Here is a 21,458-nt window from a genome sequence, read left to right on the forward strand (position 1 = left end):
AAATACAAACGGTATCAGATGGTCGACCGTCGGCCCTATCCCGGGAAACTACTGCGACGCTTCATCACGCAACCTGCGGATAGGCCGCGTTTTCCCGCCGCTCGCGCTCGCCCAGCTCGCGCACCAGCTCCTGGAGGAAGGATTCCGTGTGGGCGGGCAGGGTGCGCTCGGCGCGAACGTAGATGCCGAGATCTGACCACACCGGACTGCCGGCATTGTCGAGTGGCAGGAAGACGAGCCGGCTGTCGCGCGACAGCCTGTCGATGCCGAGCTGGGTCTGGAAGGCGACGCCGAGGCCGCGCGCGGCGAGCTCGCGCATCAGGTCGATCGAGTTGGCCTGGATGGCAGGCTCCGGCGTCTCGGACAGCTGCGCGATCAGCGGCTGGAGCAGATGATAGATCGACAGCTCCGGCAGCGCGTGGATGACGGGAAAGGCGAGACATTGGGTTAGGGTGACCGTCTTGCGGCGCGCCAGTGGATGCTCGCGCGCGACGACGGCGCCGAGGCGAAACCGTTTCAAGGCGACCTGGCGCAGGTCCGGCGGATGGCGCAGCGCCATGGCGATGCCGATGTCGGCCTCGCCGCGGCTCAGGGCCTCCAGCACATCCGTCGATCCCTTCACCTCGGTGGTGAAGCTGACGCGCCGGGCGCGGCCGCGATGTGAGGCGATCAGGTCCGGCAGCACCGATTCCGTGAGCGACTCGATGCAGGCAATGCTGACGGTGCCGTGCCAGGTCCCCGACAGGGACGCGACGTCCGAGCGGAAGCGGTCGAGGTCCTGGAGCACGTTCATGACGTGCCGGGCCAACATCTCGCCGACCGTCGTCAGCGTCAGGCCGCGCGCATTGCGCTCGAACAACGGTGACCCAACCTCCTGTTCGAGCTTGAGAATCTGGCGGCTTACGGCCGACGAGGCAACGTTCAGCAGGCGCGCCGCGGCCCGAATCGAACCGGTGCGGCGGACGGCGTGGAAGTACTGGATGGCCGGTGAGTGAAAGCGCATGGGATCCCCGGCCCACTATAGCTGTTGCCGAAACGGCATCAATATGTACGAAATTCTGTGCTTTTCGAGCACGCTCCTCCCACCTAGGTTCGCGCCCGGCTTGGCCGGTCCCGCCGGACCGTCATGCCATGCGCAACGAGGCGCCAGGGGATCCGGGGTGGACGAGAACATTGTTTGCGAGGTCGCGCCGGATACGCGTCTGGTCGATCGCCGTCGCGCGGCGGCCTATGTCGGCGTCACCGCCGGACGCTTCGAGCAGCTGGTGCGCGACAGCGTCATGCCACCGCCGGTCATGGTGGACAACAAGCGGCGCTGGCCGCTCGCGTTGCTCGACGTCGCGAAGGACGCGGTTGTCAGCAGCAGCATGCCGTGCCTGCCGCAGGTGACGGTCGAGATTGCGCAGGACGCGCGTCCCTGCGAACGGGCCCCGGCACCGGCCTTGCACGAACTGCCGGACCAAAACTGGTTCGAGCAGCGCGCGCGGTTCGTTCAGCGCGTGCGCCGGTCGCTGCTGTCGGGCAACGAGATCCGTCTCTTGCGCGAGTTCAAGCTGCTCAGGCAGAACCAGATCAGCATGTTCGGCTATTACGGCAGCTTCGAAGCCCTGATGGTGCGCGGCTACATCGTCGAGCTCGCGCGCAAACCACCGTCGAGCCGTCCGCTGGTGACGTACCGGCTGACCGCGCAGGGCGAGCGGGTCCTGTCGGCGCTGAAGGACGAGCCGGCGATCTGACCGGCGCGGATAAGGCGACGGCATCCTTCGGCATTATCGCACGGCGTGCATCTCCAGAAACGCCTTCACACCGGTGACGGTGCCCGTGTCCGACGGCACATAGCCGGGTAGCGTAGCGACAGCCGCGCGAAAATTGGCGCTGCGGATGATCTCCAGGATGCGCTGCATCGGCCCGGTGTCCAGGAACGCGCGCTTGCAGACGAAGAAATAATCCTCGGTCAGGAGCCGGATGAAATCGAGGCCGAAATGCCGGGCGGCGGCCTCGACGCCGAAACTCGCATCGGCCATGCCGCTCGCGACATAGGCCGCGACCGCGGCGTGGGTGAACTCGATCTGCTGCGCGCCGTTGATACGGCTCTCGTCAATTCCGCTTGCCGCGAGCAGTTGGTCGAACAGGAGCCGCGTGCCGGAATCGTGGTCGCGATTGACGAAGCGGACTTTTGGTCCGGTGAGATCGTCGAGCGAAGCGATGCGCAGCGGATTGCCGCGCGCGACCATCAATCCCATTTCGCGTGTGACGAAGCTGACGATGCGATCCTCGCGTGGATCGAGCCATTCGCGCGCAGCCTTGATGCCCTGGGCGCGCAGCGCGCCGTGCGGCAGATGCAGGCCCGAGAGATCGCAGGCGCCCTGCGCCAGCGAGACCAGCGAATGCTGGTTGCTGACATAGCGCAGATCGACGCCGATGCCCGGCTCGCGGTCGAGGAATTCGCGCAGTTTTGCCACCGCAAAGCCGTGGCTGGCATGCACGCGGATCACCGACGGGCGCTGCTCGAGGAACGGCTTGATCTCGCTCGCCAATTCCTGCGCGAGGTTTTCAAGCTGAGGTCCGAGCCGGGCCTGCATGCGCTCGCCCGCCCACACCAGCCGCTCGCCGAACGGTGTGAGCTTTGAGCCCTTGCCGCGCTGGGTCTCGACCAGCGGCGTGCCGAAGAACTCCGACCATTGCTCGATCAGATTCCAGACATGGCGATAGGAGAGGTGCGCGTCCTTGGCCGCGCTGGTGATCTTCCCGGTCCTCCGGATTTCGTTGAGGACGCCGAGCATGATGATGGCTGTGCGCGGATTGCCCTCGCGGCGAAACCGCCATACGGCCTCGATCTCGATCTGAAGCATTGGTCGTCTTTATGAACTGGACTTCATATCAGGAGCGTCCATTTGCAAACCATATCATATTTACTCCGCTCGACAGACATCTAGTCTGGCATACCAGAACTGGAGGAAATATGATGTCTGTTGCATATGACTTTGCACATTCGCCGGCCACCGAGTTCATGTCCCGGCCACAGCATCTGCTGATCGACGGCCGCCGCGTCCCCGCAAGCTCCGGTCGCACCTTCAAGTCGCTCAATCCGGCCACCGGGCAGGTCATCGCCGTCGTCGCCGAAGGCAACGAGGCCGATGTCGAGCATGCGGTCGCCGCCGCGCGCCGGGCTTTCGAAGGCTCCTGGCGCACGATGCGGGCGTCCGAACGCGGCCAGATCCTGCTGCGCTGGGCTGACCTGCTCAAGGCCCACGCCGAGGAGATCATCGAACTCGAATCGATCGACGCCGGCAAGCCGATCTCCGCGACATCGCGGCAGGATTTTCCGGCCGCCGTCGACACGCTGATCTACTACGCCGGTTGGGCCGACAAGATCAGCGGCGACGTCGTGCCCGTGCGCGATGATGCCCTGACCTACACCGTGCGCGAGCCGGTCGGCGTGGTCGCGGCGATCGTGCCCTGGAATTTCCCGCTGATGATCGGGATGTGGAAGCTTGCGCCGGCGCTGGCCTGCGGCTGCACCATCGTGATGAAGCCGGCCGAGCTGACCTCGTTGTCGGCGCTACGCATCGCCGAGCTCGCGCTTGAAGCCGGCCTGCCGGCGGGCGTCTTCAACGTCGTCACTGGCCCCGGCCGCGTCGTCGGCGACGCGCTGGTCAATCACCCCGACGTCGACAAGGTCACCTTCACCGGCTCTCCCGGTGTCGGGCGGGGAATCATGAAGGGCGCCGCAAGCAACTTCAAGCGCGTCTCGCTCGAGCTGGGCGGCAAGTCGGCCAACGTTATTTTCGACGATGCCGATCTCGAAGCCGCATCGAAAGCTGCGGCTTCCGGCATCTTCTTCAATGCCGGCCAGGTCTGCTCGGCCGGCTCCCGCGTGCTGGTGCAGGAGAAGGCCTATGACGAAGTCGTCGAGCGACTGGCAGCGCGCGCAAAGTCGCTCAGGATCGGCGACCCGCTCGACCGCAAGACGACGCTCGGCCCCGTCATATCCGAGAAGCAGATGAAATCGGTCCTCGATTATGTTGATATCGGCCGGAAGGAGGGCGCGACCCTCGTCACCGGTGGCGAGAAGGTAGGCGATCGCGGCTACTTCATCAGCCCCGCGGTGTTCGCGAATGTCGCGCATGAGATGCGGATCTCGCAGGAAGAGATCTTTGGCCCCGTCGTCAGCGTCATCAAGTTCAAGGACGAGGCCGACGCTTTGCGGATTGCCAACGGCACGGCTTACAGCCTCGCCGCCGGCGTCTGGAGCCGCGACATCGGCAAGCTGCAGCGCTTCGCCAAGCGGGCGCGCGCGGGCACGGTCTGGATGAACACCTATGGCTACACCGACGTGCGCCTGCCCTGGGGCGGCGAGCGCGACTCCGGCCTCGGCCGCGAGCACGGCACCGCGGCGCTCGACAATTTCACGGAGCCCAAGGCTGTCTGGATGAATCTGGCCGTTTGATACCTCCCGAGCGGCCAAGCCTGGAGCCCGCCTGATCACCCGATCCGGCGGGCTCTTTTTTCGAGATCGGTAAAATTGTCTGCATTCCGCTCAGCGGCGGCAAACCCTGCGGACAAGAACTGTGCGGCCTTAAACCCCGGCTTTGGAACCGGCGTGCATCCTGTCTGCAACAGGGTTGGGCATCAGCATGTCAGTTCTCAGGGAGGTCGTCGTCGCGGTCGCGGGAGTCTACGCACTTCTGTTCGCGTGCGACGCAATGTTCGGGATCGGCGAGGCGCGCTTCGACGATGCTTATTACAGCGCCAGCTTCTACGCGCCGCGGCCAAAGGAGTTTCGTTTCGCCGGCGATACGCCGCCGGCCGTCCGCGTCAGCGACGCCTTTGCGCAATTCGCGCCCGGCGAAGCCAAGCCGAACAAGCGCTATTCGTCGCTGACGACAATCATTCGCTAGGACGCATACTCGTCGTTCCGACTGCAACCGCGGCGGTTCGCGCCCAGGCCGGCGGCTTGCCGCTTGCGTCGGACCCCGCGCTACATCACCGACACGACGGGCCGTGAATGGAAATCGGTCAACTGCCTCTTCAATCCTCCCAACCGGCTTTACGAAGGCCGTCCAACATGAGGGCGTGATCTTCTGGCCGAAACCACGGTGGCCGTTGACGGACCTGAAACTCGAAGGATGCTGATGAAATTGCGATTGCTTTCTGCAGCGCATCGTCGGCTTCAGCGGTTCGACCGAGTTGGCCGAGAGCTGCGGCAAGCCAGCGGTAGGGGGAGGGAAAATCGGGAAATGTTCGGATCGCGCGCTCCGCCGCCTCGACTGTGGCCGTGTAGTCCCGGCAAAAATAGTGAGCCAACGCGACCTGGTTCAAGCGATTCACCAGCGATGGGTCACGAGGGTCCAGCCGAATGCACGTCTCGAGGGCGACGAGGCCCTCTTTGGGACAGCCAGAATACGCGAGAATGACGCCCAGCGCTCCGTGAGCCGGTGCGAGATTCGGGCAGAGTGCCAGCGCACGCTCGGCCTGCGCACGTGCTCCGCCGTGATCGCCCCGAGCGTTGAGCGCCAGCGCCAGGCGTGAATGGGCGTCTGCGTTGCCGCGATCCAGAGCGACCGCGCGTCGCGCCAATTCTTCTTCTTCGACTTGTGTTCCTTTCGACCGACTGAGCACGGTGGAGAGCCCGATATATCCGGGCGCGAACATCGGATCGAGATCGATGGCCCGCTGAAAGAATTCTCCGGCAAGCGCATCATCCTCGGTACTCGCCTTGCCGAGATGCCACATCCCACGCTGGTAGGCACCCCAGGCATCAAGACTTGCGGGTGGCTTGCGCATTGCCCGCTGTTGCTCGGCGCCGGCAATGACCGGCGCAATGGCGATGGTCGTGGACTGCGCGATGTCATCCTGTACGGAGAAGATGTCGGCTATATCGCGGTCGTAGCGTTCCGCCCAGACATGATTGCCTGTCTCTGCTTCGACAAGCTGTGCGGTGACTCGGACGCGGTTGCCGGATTTTCGCAGGCCGCCCTCAAGCACATAGCGAACGCCCAGTTCGCGGCCGACTTGTTTTACGTCTACCGCGCGTCCCTTGAAGGAAAATGACGAATTGCGGGCGATGACGAACAGTGAGGAATATCGCGACAATGCCGTGATGACGTCCTCCGCGATTCCGTCCGCGAAGAACTCCTGGTCCGGATCGGGACTCATGTTCTGGAACGGCAGCACCGCGATGGACGGCTTGTCCGGAAGCGCCAGCGGTTGCGCAATTTCGGGCGCTTGTGCTGGCGTTGATGCTGCAGAGGAATTCGCATCGACAAGGAGGCGCCATGCATGCATCGGTTCGGCGATATTCTTGAGTGCTTGCAGACCCATATCGTTATAGACGACGTCTATCTTGCCCCGAATCTGCCGACGAGCATCGTCGGAGATACAGATGCCGCCGGGGTCGGCTATTCCTTCAAGGCGCGCGGCAATGTTGACGCCATCACCGAAGATGTCGTTGTCATCGATGATGATGTCGCCGATGTGGATGCCGATCCGGAAATCGATCCTCATTGCCGCGGAGACGTCGGCGTTCTGCGCCGCCATTCTGCGCTGGACTTCGACCGCACTGCGCGCGGCGTCCACCGCACTCGCAAACTCGACCAGCATGCCGTCGCCGGTGGTCTTGACGATGCGGCCGCGATGCGCAGCGATCGTGGGGTCGACAACGATCCTTCGAGCCGCCTTCAGCCGGGCCAGCGTGCCTTCCTCGTCAGCGCCCATGAGACGGCTGTAACCGGCGACATCGGCAGCCAATACCGCTACAAGTCGTCGTTCCACGCGCTCGCCGGTCAAAATGGCCCCTAACAAAATGGCCTTTAAAATAAGATATTTGGCCCTGCGCATCAAAGCACGCAGAGCTGCTTTCGGCTAGCACCGACGTTCGTCCGGGGTCACAAGACGAAATGCCGGATCATCGTGCTCAGGTCTGCTTCACTCAGGGAAGGAGCATGTGTCGGTCCACGCCTTTCATGCTGTATTCTCATTCCCCCTGGATCCATTCCGCGACGCCACGCCACAGCGTGTCGCGATGGTCAGGGCGGAAGAAGCCGAAATGGCCGATCGCCTTGGCGCCCACGTCGGACGGCTTCACGTTGACCACCTCCGGCTTGATCGCGGTGAATCCGCTCGCAAGCAACTCGACCGCGGGCTGCGTTGCCCAGGGATCGTCGGAGAAGCAGAGTGTGCGCAGCTCGCCCTTGAATCTGGCGAAATTCTCCAGCGCCGGCAGCTTTGAATCGAAGAGATAACGGGGGCTCGAAACCCACTCGGCCCATTGCAGGAAGACGCCCTTGGGTAAATCCTCACCGATGCCGGCCCAGCCCGGCGCGTAACCGAGCGCGTGGACGAGCGGCACACCGACAAGATTCATGAAAGCGAAGACGCGGTATTTTTCCGGCGATGTCATCAGCCGCCAGGTCGCCGCCTGCGAGGCCACGAACGCGGCGCGCGAGATGTCCGCGTTGTTGGCGATCAGCCCGAGCGCCTGGCCGCCAAAGGAGTGACCGACATAGGCTAAGGGCAGGGTGTTGTAGCGCTCCCGCATCCAGTGCACTGCGGCGGTGACGTCGAGCGCGGCCCAGTCCGACATCGAGGCCTTGAAGCCGACCAGCGATTTCGGCTGGTTGTAGCCGACCATCGCCGGCAGCCGGGAGTCGCCGATGCCGCGATAGTCGTAGGTCAGGACCGCGCAGCCGCGATGGGCGAGATAGGAGGCAAAGCCGCGATAGATTTTTCGCGGGACGGCAGTCGCCGAATTCACCAGCACGGCATGGCGTTTGGTGCCGCGCGGCAGAAATAGCGTGCCGGCCAGCGCATACCCGTCGGTCGCCGGGAAGCTGATCTCGTCGATGAAAACGTCGTCCAGTGCCACGCCCATGGGCAGAAGGTATCCTGCCGGTTTCCTCGCCGTTTCCCAGCAAATGCGAATTTGGCTTTCCCCGCAAGGCTTTGCAGTGCCAATTGGATTTACAACTGGCGGCCGGTGGCCAGCCTGTGTATAAGGCGACCCTCGCAACCCACAGATCAGGTTGTGCTTTTTGCTTCACGGAGAGATTGCGATGTCCGAGCGGTGGACGCCCGAATCCTGGCGCAGCAAGCCGGTGCTACAGGTGCCCGATTATCCCGACGCCAAGGCCCTGGCCGACGTCGAGGCGCAGCTTGCGACCTTTCCGCCGCTGGTATTCGCGGGCGAGGCGCGCAATCTGAAGAAGGCCTTAGCGCGGGTCGCGGCCGGTGAGGCCTTCCTGCTGCAGGGCGGCGACTGCGCCGAGAGCTTTGCCGAGCACGGTGCCAACAACATCCGCGACTTCTTTCGTGTGCTGCTCCAGATGGCGGTGGTGCTGACCTATGCCGGCGCCGTCCCGGTGGTGAAGGTCGGGCGCGTCGCCGGCCAGTTCGCAAAACCGCGCTCCTCGCCGATGGAGAAGATCGACGGTGTCGAGCTGCCGAGCTATCGCGGCGACATCGTCAACGACATCGCCTTCACCAAGCAAGCGCGCATCCCTGATCCGCAGCGCCAGCTGATGGCCTATCGCCAGTCGGCCGCGACGCTGAACCTGTTGCGCGCGTTCGCGACCGGCGGCTACGCCAATCTCGGCAGCGTGCATCAGTGGATGCTCGGCTTCCTCAAGGACTCGCCGCAGTCCCGCCGCTACAAGGAATTGGCCGACCGCATCTCCGATGCGCTCAACTTCATGCGCGCCTGCGGCCTCGATCTCGAGGCCCACCCCGAGCTGCGCGCCACCGATTTCTACACCAGCCACGAGGCCCTGCTGCTCGGCTACGAGCAGGCCATGACCCGCGTCGATTCCACTACCGGCGACTGGTACGCGACCTCGGGTCACATGATCTGGATCGGCGACCGCACCCGCCAACTCGACCACGGCCATATCGAATATTTCCGCGGCATCAAGAATCCGATCGGGCTCAAATGCGGCCCGTCGCTCAAGCCCGACGAACTGCTGAAGCTGATCGACGTGCTCAATCCCGACAACGAACCGGGCCGACTAACCCTGATCGGGCGGTTCGGCTCCGACAAGATCGGCGAGCACCTCCCGAACATGATCCGCGCCGTGAAGCGCGAGGGCAAAGTGGTGGTGTGGTCGTGCGATCCCATGCACGGCAACACCATCACCTCGACGTCAGGCTACAAGACGCGGCCCTTCGACCGCATTCTTTCCGAGGTGAAGTCGTTCTTCGCGATCCACGCCGCGGAAGGCACCCATGCCGGCGGCGTGCATCTGGAGATGACCGGCCAGGACGTCACCGAGTGCCTCGGCGGCGCCCGCGCGATCACCGACGAGGATCTCAACGACCGCTACCACACGGTCTGCGATCCCCGGCTCAACGCCGAGCAATCCATCGACATGGCTTTCCTGGTCGCAGAACTGCTCAAGCAGGAACGCGCCGGCAAGGTCAGGCCGATCCCGGTCGCAGCGGGGCTCTAAGACCTTGCTGCGGATCTGGAAGGCCACGATCAATTCCCGTAACGGTCTGGCCTTTGCGTTCCGCTCGGAGCAGGCGGTCCGCGAGGAAATCGTTGCGCTCCTCTTGTCGCTGCCGCTCGCGTGGTTGGTCGGCGCGACTGCGATGCGCGCGGTCGAGCTGATCTGCGCGGTCGCGTTCGTGCTGGTGGTCGAGCTGCTCAATACTGCGATCGAGAAGCTTGCCGACCGGCTGACCATGGATCACGACAAGCAGATCGGACGGGTCAAGGACATGGGTTCGGCCGCGGTCGGTCTTGCGCTCCTGATGGCCGGCGCATTCTGGATCATCGCCATCATCGAGCGATTGGGATTCCTCTAAAGCGCTAATCGCGCTTTAGGTTGTTGTTTTGAGCATGATCTTTTCGGAAAACCGCTTCACACTTTTCCGGATCATGCTCTGATCGGAGCGCGGTGGCCATGACCGAACGTCTCAATGCATTCGCGGTCACGCTCGCCCAGCTCAATCCCACAATGGGCGACATCGACGGCAATGCCGCGAAAGCGCGCGCGGCGCGCGTGCGGGCAGCCGCCGACGGCGCCGATCTCGTGCTGTTTCCGGAATTGTTCATCGCCGGTTACCCGCCGGAAGATCTGGTGCAGAAGCCTTCGTTTCAGGCCGCCTGCCGCGCTGCGATCGAAGCGCTGGCGCGCGAGACCGCCGATGGCGGGCCGGCGATGCTGATCGGCACGCCCTGGGTCGAGGAGGGCAGGCTCTACAATGCCTGTGCGCTGCTCGACGGCGGCCGTATCGCTGGCTTGCGCTTCAAATGCAATCTGCCGAACTACGGCGTGTTCGACGAGAAGCGGCTGTTTTCGCGCGGTCCCGCGGCCGGCCCCGTCACCGTGCGCGGCGTGCGCATCGGTGTGCCGATCTGCGAGGACATCTGGCTGGAGGAGTCCGAGAACTACGAGAACGTGGTCGAGACGCTGGCCGAGACCGGCGCGGAGATCATCCTTGTGCCGAACGGCTCGCCTTATGCCCGCGACAAGGCCGACGTGCGCTTGTCGGTCGCGGTCGCGCGCGTCACCGAGAGCGGTCTGCCGCTGGTCTATCTCAACCAGGTTTGCGGCCAGGACGAGCTGGTGTTCGACGGTGCTTCCTTCGCGCTCAACGGCGACCTTTCGCTCGCGGCGCAATTGCCGGCGTTCGCGGAGAGCATCACCACACTGCACTTCACGAGAAGCGGCGACGATTGGCGCTGCACCGGTCCGATCGCCGCGCAGCCCGAGGGCGACCACGCCGACTACGCGGCTTGCGTGCTGGGCTTACGCGACTACGTCGCCAAGAATGGCTTTCCCGGTGTGCTACTCGGCATTTCCGGCGGTATCGACTCTGCCCTCTGCGCGGCGATCGCGGTCGATGCACTCGGTGCCGATCAGGTGCACGGCGTGATGCTGCCTTATCGCTACACCGCGGCACACTCGATCGCGGACGCCGGCGAGCTCGCCGGCCATCTCGGCATCCGCTACGAGGTGCTGCCGATCGCGGAGGCGGTGACCGGGTTCGAGACCATCCTGTCCGGCGTCTTCAAGAATCTGCCGCCCGATGTTACCGAGGAGAATCTCCAGGCCCGGACCCGTGGCACGCTGCTGATGGCGATCTCCAACAAGACCGGCCTGATGGTGGTGACCACCGGCAACAAGTCGGAAATGTCGGTCGGCTACACCACGCTGTATGGCGACATGAACGGCGGCTTCAATCCGATCAAGGACATCTACAAGATACAGGTGTTTCGGCTCGCAAGCTTGCGCAATTCGTGGAAGCCTGAGGGGGCGCTGGGGCCGGCCGGCGAGGTGATCCCGCCCGACATCATCACGCGTCCACCGACCGCGGAGCTGCGCGAGAACCAGACCGACCAGGATTCGTTGCCCGCTTACGACGTGCTCGATGCCATCCTGGAGCGTCTGATCGAGCGCGAAGAGCCGCTCGACACAATCATCGCCGCCGGCTTCGACCGCGAGACGGTCACCCGCATCGATCATCTCCTCAATGTCGCCGAATACAAGCGCCGCCAGGCCGCGCCCGGCGTCAAGGTGACGGCCAGGAATTTCGGCCGCGACCGCCGCTATCCCATCACCAACCGCTTTCGCGATAAAGGCGAGCAGCTCGCCGCCCCGGACGAGACGCTGGTGTCGCGTGGGAGCAAAGCCTCGATCGACGCGTTCGAGGGGTAAGGCTGGCCGAAGGTCGTGGGATGGACGGTGTCGTCACGTACGACGCTGTCATCATCCGCGAAGGCGGATGATCCAGTACGCCGCGGCGGATGTTGTCGAAACCCAACTGCCGCCGCGGAGTACTGGATGCCCGCCTTCGCGGGCATGACAGTTGAATTTGTGGCCGCCTACTTCTGCTGTTGCGGCAGGAAGCTCGGGCCGACCGAACGGATCGGCTTGTTCTCGGACGAGGTCGCAGGGGTGCCGGTTTCCGCCGGCGGCGTTGCTGCCGGCGCGCCAGCCGTCGTCGGCGCCGGCGCCGCGCCCTTCTTGGCATTCGCAGGCGTGCCCTTGTTGAGCTGCCGCTGCTGCATCTTCTTGGCGCTCTCCTCGGTGACGATGATGTCACCCTGCTGCTCGGCCGATGCTTTGTCGTCTGCCGATTTGAGCGCGTCGGCCCAGGTCTGGCCCGCGGCCTTGCAGGAGCAGGACGGGTTGAACTCGCTGCGGAATTTGAACGCGGTCGGCAGCGCCGTATAGGGCTGGCCGCTGGTGGAGACCGCGGAATTCATGTCTTCGCCGGGATTGCGATGGGTATAGAGAACGGCTTCGGCGGCCGGGCACAGCGCCTTGCAGGTCTTCTCGTCGTCGGGGAAGCGCGCCGGCACGGTCGCAAACGAGACCGGGAAATACGCGCCGTCGCAGGTGCGCACGCACACGGTGCGATAGGTGCCTGATTGCGGGCCGAGATCGGACGGCGGCACACTTTGCGGATTGTTGGGGTTGTTGCCGCCGAACAGATTGCTCAGGAAGTTGCCGCCGCCTTGCGACTGCGCGGCGTTGGCATATTGCGGGCCGCAATTGTTCTGCGCCAGTGCTGCCAGCACCGAGCGGCGCTGGTTGTCGCGCTCGGGGCTGAAGCCGCCGGCGCCGCCGCGCAGGCGTTCGAGATTGCCGGTGATCTGGTCCAGATTGGCGCGCATCTGCTGGATCTGGGTGTTGACCGGACCGCATTGCGCGGACTGGCCGCTGAACAGCGAGAAGAAGCCGGAGGAATCGCAACCCATGCGCTTGGCCTGCATGGTGACGCGGTCGAGCTCGGCCTGCTGCTTGCTCTGCGATTCCTGATAGCGGCGGATCTGGTCTTCGCGCGCGGGATCACCGCCGTTGCCACGATCGAGACCGGCGAGCTGGCCTTCCAGGCGCGCGCACATCGGGTTGGGTCCGAGCCCGTTCTGGCCGGGCTGAGGCGGCGGTCCCGGCGGGCCGGCCTGTGCGGAGGCACCATTGGCGAGCACGACCGTGCTCAAGAGCACGGCGCAGGCAAGGATCGAGCGAGCACGGGAGAGAGACAAAAATTCAGGCATATCCGCCATTCTAGCGAGGTCACGGCCACGCGTGATGTGGGGGGCCGAAGCGCGCCCTCCCATAGCCGCTTCCTGCGGCATCGTCACGTCGTTTCAGAGGCCAGCGATTGGGCCTAAGGTACGCCAGTTCCGAGCGAATTCAGCGCTGGCAGGTGATTGCGACATATTCATCGCAATGGCCATGGGAGCAGTTTGCGCCGGATTTGGGGACAGAGCCGGTAATTTCGTCGGGATCGACCCGGCGATAGGCCGAAGCCTGGGCAAAATCGCGTGACTGGCAGTAGGTGCGGGCGACCTGCGCGCCGCATTTGTCGCTCTTGGCCAGGCACTGATCGACGCCGTAGCCATCCGCCTGGTTGGGGATGATGAAGACGCGGGTCTCGGCGAGAGCGCTGGAAACGACAAGGATGGAGGCGCAGGAAATGAGCGCGAGCAATGATCGCATGAAAACACCGGAGGGCAAAAAATAGGAACTGCCAGTTCCAGAATGGGCTCAAATGGTTAAGGATATGAACCATCTATGCGCGGCGGCTGCGCATTGCGGAGATAAAGCGGCATTTTCGCGGCTCTCTTGACGCGGGGCCGCCTCATAGCCCATATGTTCCGTCATGAACGGTCTCCTCGTCATTTGCGCCATTTGCCGCGAGATTACGAGCTAGCGATTCGCTGGCTGGAGCCGTCTTTTCTCAAAACCATTGAGAGCACTGGACGCCCGGCCAACAGCCGACGGGTATCCTTATGGAATTGCGCCTTTACGATACGCTGAGCCGGGAAAAGCGCACCTTCGTGCCGCTCGATGCCAAGGACGTCCGCATGTATGTCTGCGGACCGACCGTCTATGACTTCGCCCATATCGGCAACGCCCGGCCGGTGATCGTGTTCGACGTGCTGTTCCGGCTGCTGCGCCATCTCTACGGTGAGGCGCACGTCAAATATGTCCGCAACATCACCGACGTCGACGACAAGATCAACGACCGCGCGGCGCGGGATTTCCCCGGCCTGCCGCTGAACGCGGCGATCCGGAAAGTCACGGAGCAGACCGGCAAACAGTTTCACGCCGACGTCGACGCGCTCGGCGCGCTGCGGCCGAGCGTCGAGCCGCGCGCGACCGAGCATATCGGCGAGATGCGCGAGATCATCGAGCGGCTGGTTGCCGGCGGCTTTGCCTATGTTGCCGAGGATCACGTGCTGTTCTCGCCGCAGGCGATGAACGCGGTCGATTCCGGGCTGCCGCGCTATGGCGCGCTGTCCAACCGTTCGCTGGACGAGATGGTCGCCGGCGCCCGCGTCGATGTCGCGCCTTACAAGAAGGGCAACACCGACTTCGTGCTGTGGAAGCCGTCCAAGCCCGGCGAGCCGTCATGGCCATCACCGGCCGGCGTCGCCGCGCAGGGGCGGCCGGGCTGGCACGTCGAGTGCTCGGCCATGGCCTGGAAGCATCTCGGCGAGCACTTCGACATCCATGGCGGCGGCATCGATCTCGTGTTTCCGCATCACGAGAACGAGGTCGCGCAGACCTGCTGCGCCTTCCACCGCGAGCGCATGGCTAACTACTGGATGCACAACGGCTTCCTGCAGGTCGAGAGTGAGAAGATGTCGAAGTCGCTCGGCAACTTCGTCACGATTCACGAGCTGCTCGCGGAATGGCCGGGCGAAGTGCTGCGCCTGAATATGCTCAAGACGCATTACCGCTCGCCGATCGACTGGACGACGAAGTCGCTGGAGGAGAGCGCCAGGACGCTCGACGACTGGTATCGGGTTGCGGCTGACGTCGTACCCGGCAAGCCCGCCCCGTCGGTGATCGAGCCGCTGCTCGACGACCTCAACACGCCGCTGGCCATCGCGGCGCTGCATGGCCTGCGCGGCAGCGACGTTGGTGCCCTCGCGGGTTCGTTGCGGCTGCTCGGCTTTCTCTCCGAGAGCGCCGCACAGTGGGAAGGGCGCAAGCAGCAGGCGAGCGGCGTCGATGCCAAGGAAGTCGAGCGGCTGATCTCGGAGCGGACGGCGGCGCGTGCGCGCAAAGACTTTGCGGAATCCGATCGTATCCGCGATCTGCTTGCCGCGATGGGCGTTGCGATCAAGGACTCCAAGGAAGGCACGACGTGGGAGGTCGCACGATGAAGCGGCCCGACACGCCTTTTCCGCGGCACTGGTTCTATTACATCGCGCTGAAAATCCTGCTGCTCGGCGCCGCCGTGGCGCTGGCACTGAAACTCTATGGGATGTGGTAAAGACGATGGCACAAGCACTCCCAAAGCCCGGCTTGCGGCCCTTCCTGCCGGAGGACGTGCCGGTTCTCGCCGCGATCTTCACGGCCAGCATCGAAGAGCTGACCGGCGACGATTATAGCGAAGCGCAGCAGCAGGCCTGGATGGCGTCGGTGGAGGACGAAGAGTTCGGCAAGGGGCTCGCCTCCGACCTGACGCTGATCGCAACGCTGGAGGGATCACCGGTGGGCTTTGCGTCGCTGCGGGGCAAGGACCATATCCGCATGCTCTATGTGCATCCGGCCGTGGCCGGGCAGGGTCTGGCGACGATGCTCGTCGATGCGCTGGAAAAGCTTGCGGGCGGCCGCGGCGCCGACAAGCTGACGGTCGACGCCAGCGATAACGCGCAGGGCTTTTTCGCCAAGCGCGGCTATGTCGCCATGCAGCGCAACAGCATCACCGTCAACGACGAGTGGCTGGCCAACACCACTATGCAAAAGACGCTCGGCAGTGGCCCCGCGTCGGGAGCGCTGCAATGAGCAAGGAGCGTCTCTATCTGTTCGACACCACGCTGCGTGACGGTGCGCAGACCAATGGGGTCGATTTCACATTGACCGACAAGCAAATCATTGCCCAGATGCTCGATGAACTCGGCATCGACTATGTCGAGGGCGGCTATCCCGGCGCCAATCCGACCGACACCGAGTTCTTCGGCACCAAGCCGAAGTTTTCGCATGCGCGCTTCACTGCGTTCGGCATGACACGTCGGGCGGGGCGCTCGGTCTCCAACGATCCCGGTGTGGCCGGGCTGCTGGAAGCCAAAGCCGACGTGATCTGCTTCGTGGCGAAGTCGTCGGCCTATCAGGTGCGCGTTGCGCTGGAGACGACCAAGGAGGAGAACCTCGCGTCGATCCGCGACAGCGTTGCGGCGGCGAAGGCCGCCGGCCGCGAGGTGATGCTCGACTGCGAGCATTTCTTCGACGGTTACAAGGAGGATTCCGGTTTCGCGCTCGCCTGCGCGAAAGCTGCCTATGACGCCGGCGCGCGCTGGGTGGTGCTGTGCGACACCAACGGCGGCACCATGCCCAACGAGATCGAAGCGATCGTTGCCGAGGTGACGAAGCACATCCCCGGCGATCATCTCGGCATTCACGCCCATAACGACACCGAGCAGGCGGTGGCGAATTCGCTCGCCGCGGTGCGCGCCGGCGCGCGGCAGATCCAGGGCACGCTGAACGGCCTCGGCGAGCGCTGCGGCAACGCCAATCTCTGCTCGCTGATCCCCACCTTGAAGCTGAAGGCCGAGTTTGCCGACGCCTTCGAGATCGGCGTGACAGCGGAGAAGCTCGCGACCCTGGTCAAAGTGTCGCGCACGCTTGACGACATGCTCAACCGCGTGCCGAACCGGCATGCAGCCTATGTCGGCGAGAGCGCGTTCGTCACCAAGACCGGCATCCATGCCTCCGCCGTGCTGAAGGATCCGCAGACCTACGAACACGTCCTGCCGGAACTGGTCGGCAATCACCGCAAGGTGCTGGTGTCCGACCAGGCCGGACGCTCCAATGTCATCGCCGAGCTCGACCGCGCCGGCATCGCCTACGAGAAGAGCGATCCGAAACTGTCGCGGCTGGTCGAGGAGTTGAAGGAGCGGGAGGCGCAAGGCTACGCCTATGAATCCGCCAACGCCTCGTTCGAGCTGTTGGCGCGGCGCACGCTCGGCAAGGTGCCGCATTATTTCGAGGTCGAGCAGTTCGACGTCAATGTCGAGCAGCGTTACAATTCGCATGGCGAGCGCGTCACCGTGGCGCTGGCGGTGGTCAAGGTCAACGTCGCCGGCGAGCATCTGATCTCGGCGGCCGAAGGCAACGGTCCCGTCAACGCGCTCGACGTCGCGCTGCGCAAGGATCTCGGCAAGTACCAGAAATATATCGAAGGCCTGACGCTGATCGACTATCGCGTGCGTATCCTCAACGGCGGCACCGGCGCGGTCACGCGCGTCCTGATCGAGAGCGAGGACGAGAACGGCGACAGCTGGACCACGGTCGGCGTGTCCCCCAACATTATCGACGCCTCGTTCCAGGCGCTGATGGATTCGGTGATCTACAAGCTGGTGAAGTCGGGCGCGCCAGCGTAGGGGATAGTGTCCGTGAGCCATGGCGGCGCCACAAACGCCGTCATTGCGAGGAGCGAAGCGACGAAGCAATCCAGACTGCGTCCACCGCGCCAGTCTGGATTGCTTCGCTTCGCTCGCAATGACGAGGAGAGAGGGGAGCGCGACCCATGATTGATCACATCTCCGTCGGCGTCAGCGATCTCGAACGTTCGGCGACATTTTACGAAGCAACGCTCGGGGCCCTTGGGCTCACGCGCATCGTCACGCGGCCGCGGACGATCGGCTTTGGCAAGGCCTATCCCGAATTCTGGATCAATCTGCGCGAGGGCATGCCGCACGTGCCGCCGGAGAGCGGCGTGCATATCTGCCTGCGGGCCAAGACGACCGCCGAGGTCGATGCATTTCACGCCGCGGCGCTGTCCGCCGGCTCGCCGGGTATCCGCCCGCACGATCGCGTGCGTTATTATGCAGCCTTCGTCCTCGACCCCGATGGTAACCGGATCGAGGCGGTGACGTTTCCTGCGGACTAGAGCTTGCGCGCCATTTCCGGGGCGATCTGCTTTTCCGCATCTTCGATCTGCGCTGCCGCCGATTTCAGCTTCGGCAAAATCTCTTCGATCCGATCGGCCTTGAGGATGTCGACCGAAAGCCCGGCGCGGATGAATTCCGTCTGGCGCATGTGCGACAGCAGCGAGAACAGCGGCTCCCAGAAATTATCGATGTTGGCCAGCAGCACCGGCTTGGCGTGACGTCCGAGCTGCTTCCAGGTCAATTGCTCGACCAGTTCCTCCAGCGTGCCGACGCCGCCCGGCAGCGCCACGAAGGCGTCGGAGCGTTCGAACATCAGCCGCTTGCGCTCGTGCATATCGGGGGTGACGATCATCTCCTGCACGCGCGTCAGCGCGTTTTCGCGCATCCGCAGGAAATCGGGGATGATGCCGGTGACAGTGCCGCCGTGATCGAGCACGGAGGTCGCGACCGAGCCCATCAGGCCGAGCGAGCCGCCGCCGTAGACGAGGCGGATGTTGTTCTCGGCGAGCGCCTTGCCGAACGCCTTGGCGCCTTCGGTGAAACGGGGATTGGTTCCTGGGCCGGAGCCGCAATAGACACAGACGGTTTTGATCGTGCTCATTGGTGCCATGATGCATTGCAGCGGAGAGGCGTCAAGCCCAATCGGTGATTCGGGACTTCCGGAAATCTACCGGTAAACGACGGCGAACAATCGAAGATTCGCCATCTGGCGGGGTGCATGGGCATCGATAAGGCTCTATATGACAATCGAAAATCCTTAATAGCAACGCAGCCCGCATCCGACGGGCTTTTTCAGGCTTCTTGATGGACCAAGCTCAATTGCCCGCCGGCCCCAACGTTCCTGATCCCGCCGGGGGGCCGCTGGAGCGGGCCACGCTGATGGGCACGCTGGCGCATCTGTGGCCCTATATCTGGCCGGGCGACCGCTTCGACCTGAAGATGCGCGTGGTCTGGTCGATGGTGCTGCTGCTCGCCGCCAAGCTGATCACGCTGACGGTTCCTTTCAGCTTCAAATGGGCGACCGACGCGCTGACCGGCGCCAACACCGCGCCGGTTCAGGCCGACAATTGGCACCTCTGGGTGATCGCCTCGCCGCTGCTGCTGACCGCCAGCTATGGCGTGATGCGCATCGTGATGGCGGTGCTCACGCAATGGCGCGACGGCATTTTCGCGCGCGTCGCGATGCACGCGGTGCGCAAGCTCGCCACCATCACCTTCATCCACATGCACGAGCTGTCGCTGCGCTTCCATCTGGAGCGCAAGACCGGCGGCCTGACGCGCGTGCTCGAGCGCGGCCGCGAGGGCATCGAGGTCATCGTGCGCATGGTGATCCTGCAGTTGATCCCGACCATCGTCGAGGTCTCGCTGCTGATGGCCGTGCTGCTGTGGCAGTTCGATTGGCGCTACGTGCTCGCGACCCTCGTCACTGTCGCGGTCTACATGTACTACACCTACATCGCGACCGAGTGGCGGATCGGCATCCGCCGCAAGATGAACGATGCTGACACCGAGGCGAACACCAAGGCGATCGACTCGCTGCTCAACTACGAGACCGTCAAATATTTCAGCGCCGAGACCCGTGAGGCGCAGCGCTACGATCGATCGGTCGCGCGTTACGAGGAGTCGAGCGTCCAGGCCTATACTTCGCTTGCCGTGCTCAACACCGGACAAGCCGTGATTTTCACGCTGGGGCTGACCGCGACCATGCTGATGTGCGCGATCGGCGTGCGCAACGGCACCAACACAGTCGGCGATTTCGTGCTGGTCAACGCCATGATGATCCAGCTCTACCAGCCCTTGAATTTCATGGGCATGGTCTATCGCGAGATCAAGCAGGCGATCATCGACATCGAGAAGATGTTCAACGTGCTTGGGCGCGAGGCCGAAATCAAGGACGGGCCGGGCGCGAAGCCGCTGGTGATCTCCGCGGGCAATGTGCGTTTCGAGGACGTGCGCTTTGCTTATGAGCCGTCCCGTCCGATCCTCAAGGGCATCAGCTTCGAGGTGCCGGCCGGCAAGACGGTCGCGATCGTCGGCCCGTCAGGTGCGGGCAAGTCGACCATCTCGCGGCTTTTGTTTCGCCTCTATGACATTTCCGGCGGCAAGATCCTGATCGACGGCCAGGACATTCGCGAAGTCACGCAGGCGAGCTTGCGCGCGTCCATCGGCATGGTGCCGCAGGACACCGTGCTGTTCAACGACACCATCCGCTACAACATCCGCTACGGCCGTTGGGACGCCAGCGATGCCGAGGTCGAGCAGGCAGCGCAGCTGGCGCAGATCGATCATTTCATCCGCATGGCGCCGAAAGGCTACGAGACCCAGGTCGGCGAGCGCGGCCTGAAACTGTCAGGTGGTGAAAAACAACGGGTCGCGATCGCGCGCACCGTGTTGAAGGCGCCGCCGATCCTGGTGCTGGACGAGGCGACCTCCGCACTGGACACCCACACCGAGCACGAGATCCAGGGCGCACTCGAGCGCGTGGCCAAGAACCGCACCTCGCTGGTGATCGCCCATCGGCTCTCGACCATCGTCGGCGCCGACGAGATCATCGTGCTGGACCAGGGCCGCATCGCCGAGCGCGGCACCCACGCGAAACTGCTCGCGGAGGAGGGGCTTTACGCCAGCATGTGGAACAGGCAGCGCGAGGCCGAGGCGGCGCGCGAGAAACTGGCCAGGATGGCCGACCCTGACGAGGCGCCCAACCGGGAGCCACCGCCGGTCGCCGATGTCCTGACGACGCCTGCGGCGGCGGAGTGACCTTGTCTCAGGTCCCAACTCTGGCCTAAACAACACCACCGCGCGGGACGACCTGCGCCATCAACCCTGAGCGGCAGATAGCGATGTCCATTCTCGATTCGATCCAGCGTCAGATCCCGCCGATCCACAAGGAGGGTTATCCCTTCATCGGCGGCTTTGCGCTGGCAAGCCTCGTCCTGTTCTGGCTGTGGTCGCCTTTGGGGTGGATCGGCACCATCCTGACCGTGTGGTGCGCGCTGTTCTTCCGCGACCCCGTGCGTGTGACTCCTGTGCGCGAGGGGCTCGTGGTGTCGCCGGCCGACGGCCGCGTCTCGATGATCACCATGGCGCTGCCGCCGGCCGAGCTCGGGCTCGGCGACCGGCCACTGCCGCGCATCTCGGTGTTCATGAGCGTGTTCAACTGCCATGTGAACCGCAGCCCGATCACGGGCCGGGTGGACCGTATCGCCTACCGTCCCGGCCTGTTCATCAATGCCGAGCTGGACAAGGCGAGCGAGGACAATGAGCGCAACTCGCTGGCGATCACGACGCCGACGGCGCGGATCGGCGTGGTCCAGATCGCAGGGCTCGTCGCCAAGCGCATCGTCTGCTTCGTCAAAGAGGGGCAGGCAATCGGCGCCGGTGAGCGCTTCGGTCTGATCCGCTTCGGCTCCCGGCTCGACGTCTATCTGCCGCTGGGCACCAGGGCGCTGGTCTCGGAAGGCCAGACCGCGATCGCCGGCGAGACGATTCTGGCCGATCTCGCCGGAGACGACCCGAGCCGCGCCTACCGCTCCAATTAACCAATAAGTCGGCCCGAAGGGTCTTCCGCCGCAATGGCGGAGGGGAACGCGGCTTGCTATAT

General features: G+C 64.1%; 19 protein-coding genes. 12 read left to right on the plus strand and 7 right to left on the minus strand.

All coding sequences use genetic code 11. The features are described 5' to 3' along the window. Positions 1-64: 64 nt before the first annotated feature. Positions 65-1,003, minus strand: a complete 939-nt coding sequence (locus FXB41_RS16865) for a LysR family transcriptional regulator (protein ID WP_219682550.1) — start codon at positions 1,001-1,003, stop codon at positions 65-67. Positions 1,004-1,160: 157 nt separating this feature from the next. Here FXB41_RS16865 and FXB41_RS16870 point away from each other — a divergent pair, with 157 nt between their 5' ends. Further along, positions 1,161-1,736, plus strand: coding sequence for a hypothetical protein (locus FXB41_RS16870; protein WP_007592540.1), 576 nt, complete (start codon positions 1,161-1,163; stop codon positions 1,734-1,736). Positions 1,737-1,769: 33 nt separating this feature from the next. On the opposite strand, the gene FXB41_RS16875 is transcribed toward FXB41_RS16870, so the two are convergent. After that, a complete protein-coding gene (locus tag FXB41_RS16875; RefSeq protein ID WP_007592538.1) occupies positions 1,770-2,852 on the minus strand; it encodes a substrate-binding domain-containing protein in 1,083 nt (360 codons plus the stop codon). 113 nt (positions 2,853-2,965) lie between these two features. Between FXB41_RS16875 and FXB41_RS16880 the strand changes: the two genes are divergently transcribed. Both FXB41_RS16880 and FXB41_RS16885 read left to right on the plus strand, forming a co-directional pair. Next, positions 2,966-4,450, plus strand: a complete 1,485-nt coding sequence (locus tag FXB41_RS16880) for an aldehyde dehydrogenase family protein (protein WP_219682586.1) — start codon at positions 2,966-2,968, stop codon at positions 4,448-4,450. 187 nt (positions 4,451-4,637) lie between these two features. Continuing rightward, on the plus strand, positions 4,638-4,901 hold the full coding sequence (locus tag FXB41_RS16885; protein ID WP_007592535.1) for a hypothetical protein: 264 nt from the start codon (positions 4,638-4,640) through the stop codon (positions 4,899-4,901). A 130-nt stretch (positions 4,902-5,031) separates the two neighbouring features. Here FXB41_RS16885 and FXB41_RS16890 read toward each other — a convergent pair whose 3' ends face one another. Continuing rightward, the gene (locus FXB41_RS16890) at positions 5,032-6,840 is read right to left on the minus strand and encodes an adenylate/guanylate cyclase domain-containing protein (protein WP_246648941.1); all 1,809 of its coding nucleotides are present in this window, start codon (positions 6,838-6,840) and stop codon (positions 5,032-5,034) included. Between the two features lie 136 nt (positions 6,841-6,976). Further along, a complete protein-coding gene (locus tag FXB41_RS16895; protein WP_219682551.1) occupies positions 6,977-7,873 on the minus strand; it encodes an alpha/beta hydrolase family protein in 897 nt (298 codons plus the stop codon). Positions 7,874-8,054: 181 nt separating this feature from the next. On the opposite strand from FXB41_RS16895, the gene FXB41_RS16900 reads away from it, so the two are divergent. From FXB41_RS16900 to FXB41_RS16910, 3 genes are all read left to right on the plus strand, one after another. Next, on the plus strand, positions 8,055-9,443 hold the full coding sequence (locus FXB41_RS16900) for a class II 3-deoxy-7-phosphoheptulonate synthase (RefSeq protein WP_219682552.1): 1,389 nt from the start codon (positions 8,055-8,057) through the stop codon (positions 9,441-9,443). 4 nt (positions 9,444-9,447) lie between these two features. Then, complete coding sequence (locus FXB41_RS16905; protein ID WP_007592527.1) at positions 9,448-9,801, plus strand: diacylglycerol kinase; 354 nt, start codon at positions 9,448-9,450, stop codon at positions 9,799-9,801. 98 nt (positions 9,802-9,899) lie between these two features. Then, the gene (locus tag FXB41_RS16910) at positions 9,900-11,657 is read left to right on the plus strand and encodes an NAD+ synthase (protein WP_219682553.1); all 1,758 of its coding nucleotides are present in this window, start codon (positions 9,900-9,902) and stop codon (positions 11,655-11,657) included. Positions 11,658-11,824: 167 nt separating this feature from the next. Here the strand turns inward: FXB41_RS16910 and FXB41_RS16915 are convergent, their stop codons facing one another. Next, positions 11,825-13,012, minus strand: coding sequence for a DUF2865 domain-containing protein (locus FXB41_RS16915; RefSeq protein WP_219682554.1), 1,188 nt, complete (start codon positions 13,010-13,012; stop codon positions 11,825-11,827). Between the two features lie 130 nt (positions 13,013-13,142). After that, positions 13,143-13,448 (minus strand): hypothetical protein, encoded by a 306-nt coding sequence (locus FXB41_RS16920; protein ID WP_007592521.1) that lies wholly within the window; start codon positions 13,446-13,448, stop codon positions 13,143-13,145. 293 nt (positions 13,449-13,741) lie between these two features. Here FXB41_RS16920 and cysS point away from each other — a divergent pair, with 293 nt between their 5' ends. From cysS to FXB41_RS16940, 4 genes are all read left to right on the plus strand, one after another. Beyond that, positions 13,742-15,124, plus strand: a complete 1,383-nt coding sequence (cysS, locus tag FXB41_RS16925; RefSeq protein ID WP_007592519.1) for a cysteine--tRNA ligase — start codon at positions 13,742-13,744, stop codon at positions 15,122-15,124. A gap of 115 nt (positions 15,125-15,239) precedes the next feature. Beyond that, positions 15,240-15,749 (plus strand): GNAT family N-acetyltransferase, encoded by a 510-nt coding sequence (locus tag FXB41_RS16930; RefSeq protein WP_007592515.1) that lies wholly within the window; start codon positions 15,240-15,242, stop codon positions 15,747-15,749. After that, entirely contained in the window at positions 15,746-17,344 is a 1,599-nt protein-coding gene (gene cimA, locus FXB41_RS16935) for a citramalate synthase (RefSeq protein ID WP_007592513.1), read from the plus strand. Before FXB41_RS16930 ends, cimA begins: the two co-directional genes overlap by 4 nt. A 146-nt stretch (positions 17,345-17,490) precedes the next feature. After that, positions 17,491-17,853 carry a VOC family protein gene (locus FXB41_RS16940; RefSeq protein WP_219682555.1) on the plus strand — a complete coding sequence of 121 codons (363 nt, stop codon included), beginning with the start codon at positions 17,491-17,493 and terminating at the stop codon, positions 17,851-17,853. Here FXB41_RS16940 and FXB41_RS16945 read toward each other — a convergent pair. After that, positions 17,850-18,455, minus strand: a complete 606-nt coding sequence (locus FXB41_RS16945) for an LOG family protein (protein ID WP_007592508.1) — start codon at positions 18,453-18,455, stop codon at positions 17,850-17,852. The genes FXB41_RS16940 and FXB41_RS16945 overlap by 4 nt on opposite strands. A gap of 203 nt (positions 18,456-18,658) precedes the next feature. Here FXB41_RS16945 and FXB41_RS16950 point away from each other — a divergent pair, with 203 nt between their 5' ends. Continuing rightward, a complete protein-coding gene (locus FXB41_RS16950) occupies positions 18,659-20,614 on the plus strand; it encodes an ABCB family ABC transporter ATP-binding protein/permease (RefSeq protein WP_219682556.1) in 1,956 nt (651 codons plus the stop codon). Positions 20,615-20,691: 77 nt separating this feature from the next. Continuing rightward, positions 20,692-21,396: a phosphatidylserine decarboxylase gene (locus tag FXB41_RS16955; RefSeq protein ID WP_256375820.1), complete on the plus strand. Its 705-nt coding sequence runs from the start codon at positions 20,692-20,694 to the stop codon at positions 21,394-21,396. The last annotated feature ends 62 nt before the right edge of the window (positions 21,397-21,458 follow it).

The organism is Bradyrhizobium canariense (genome assembly GCF_019402665.1).
GTDB classification, from domain to species: Bacteria; Pseudomonadota; Alphaproteobacteria; order Rhizobiales; family Xanthobacteraceae; genus Bradyrhizobium; species Bradyrhizobium canariense.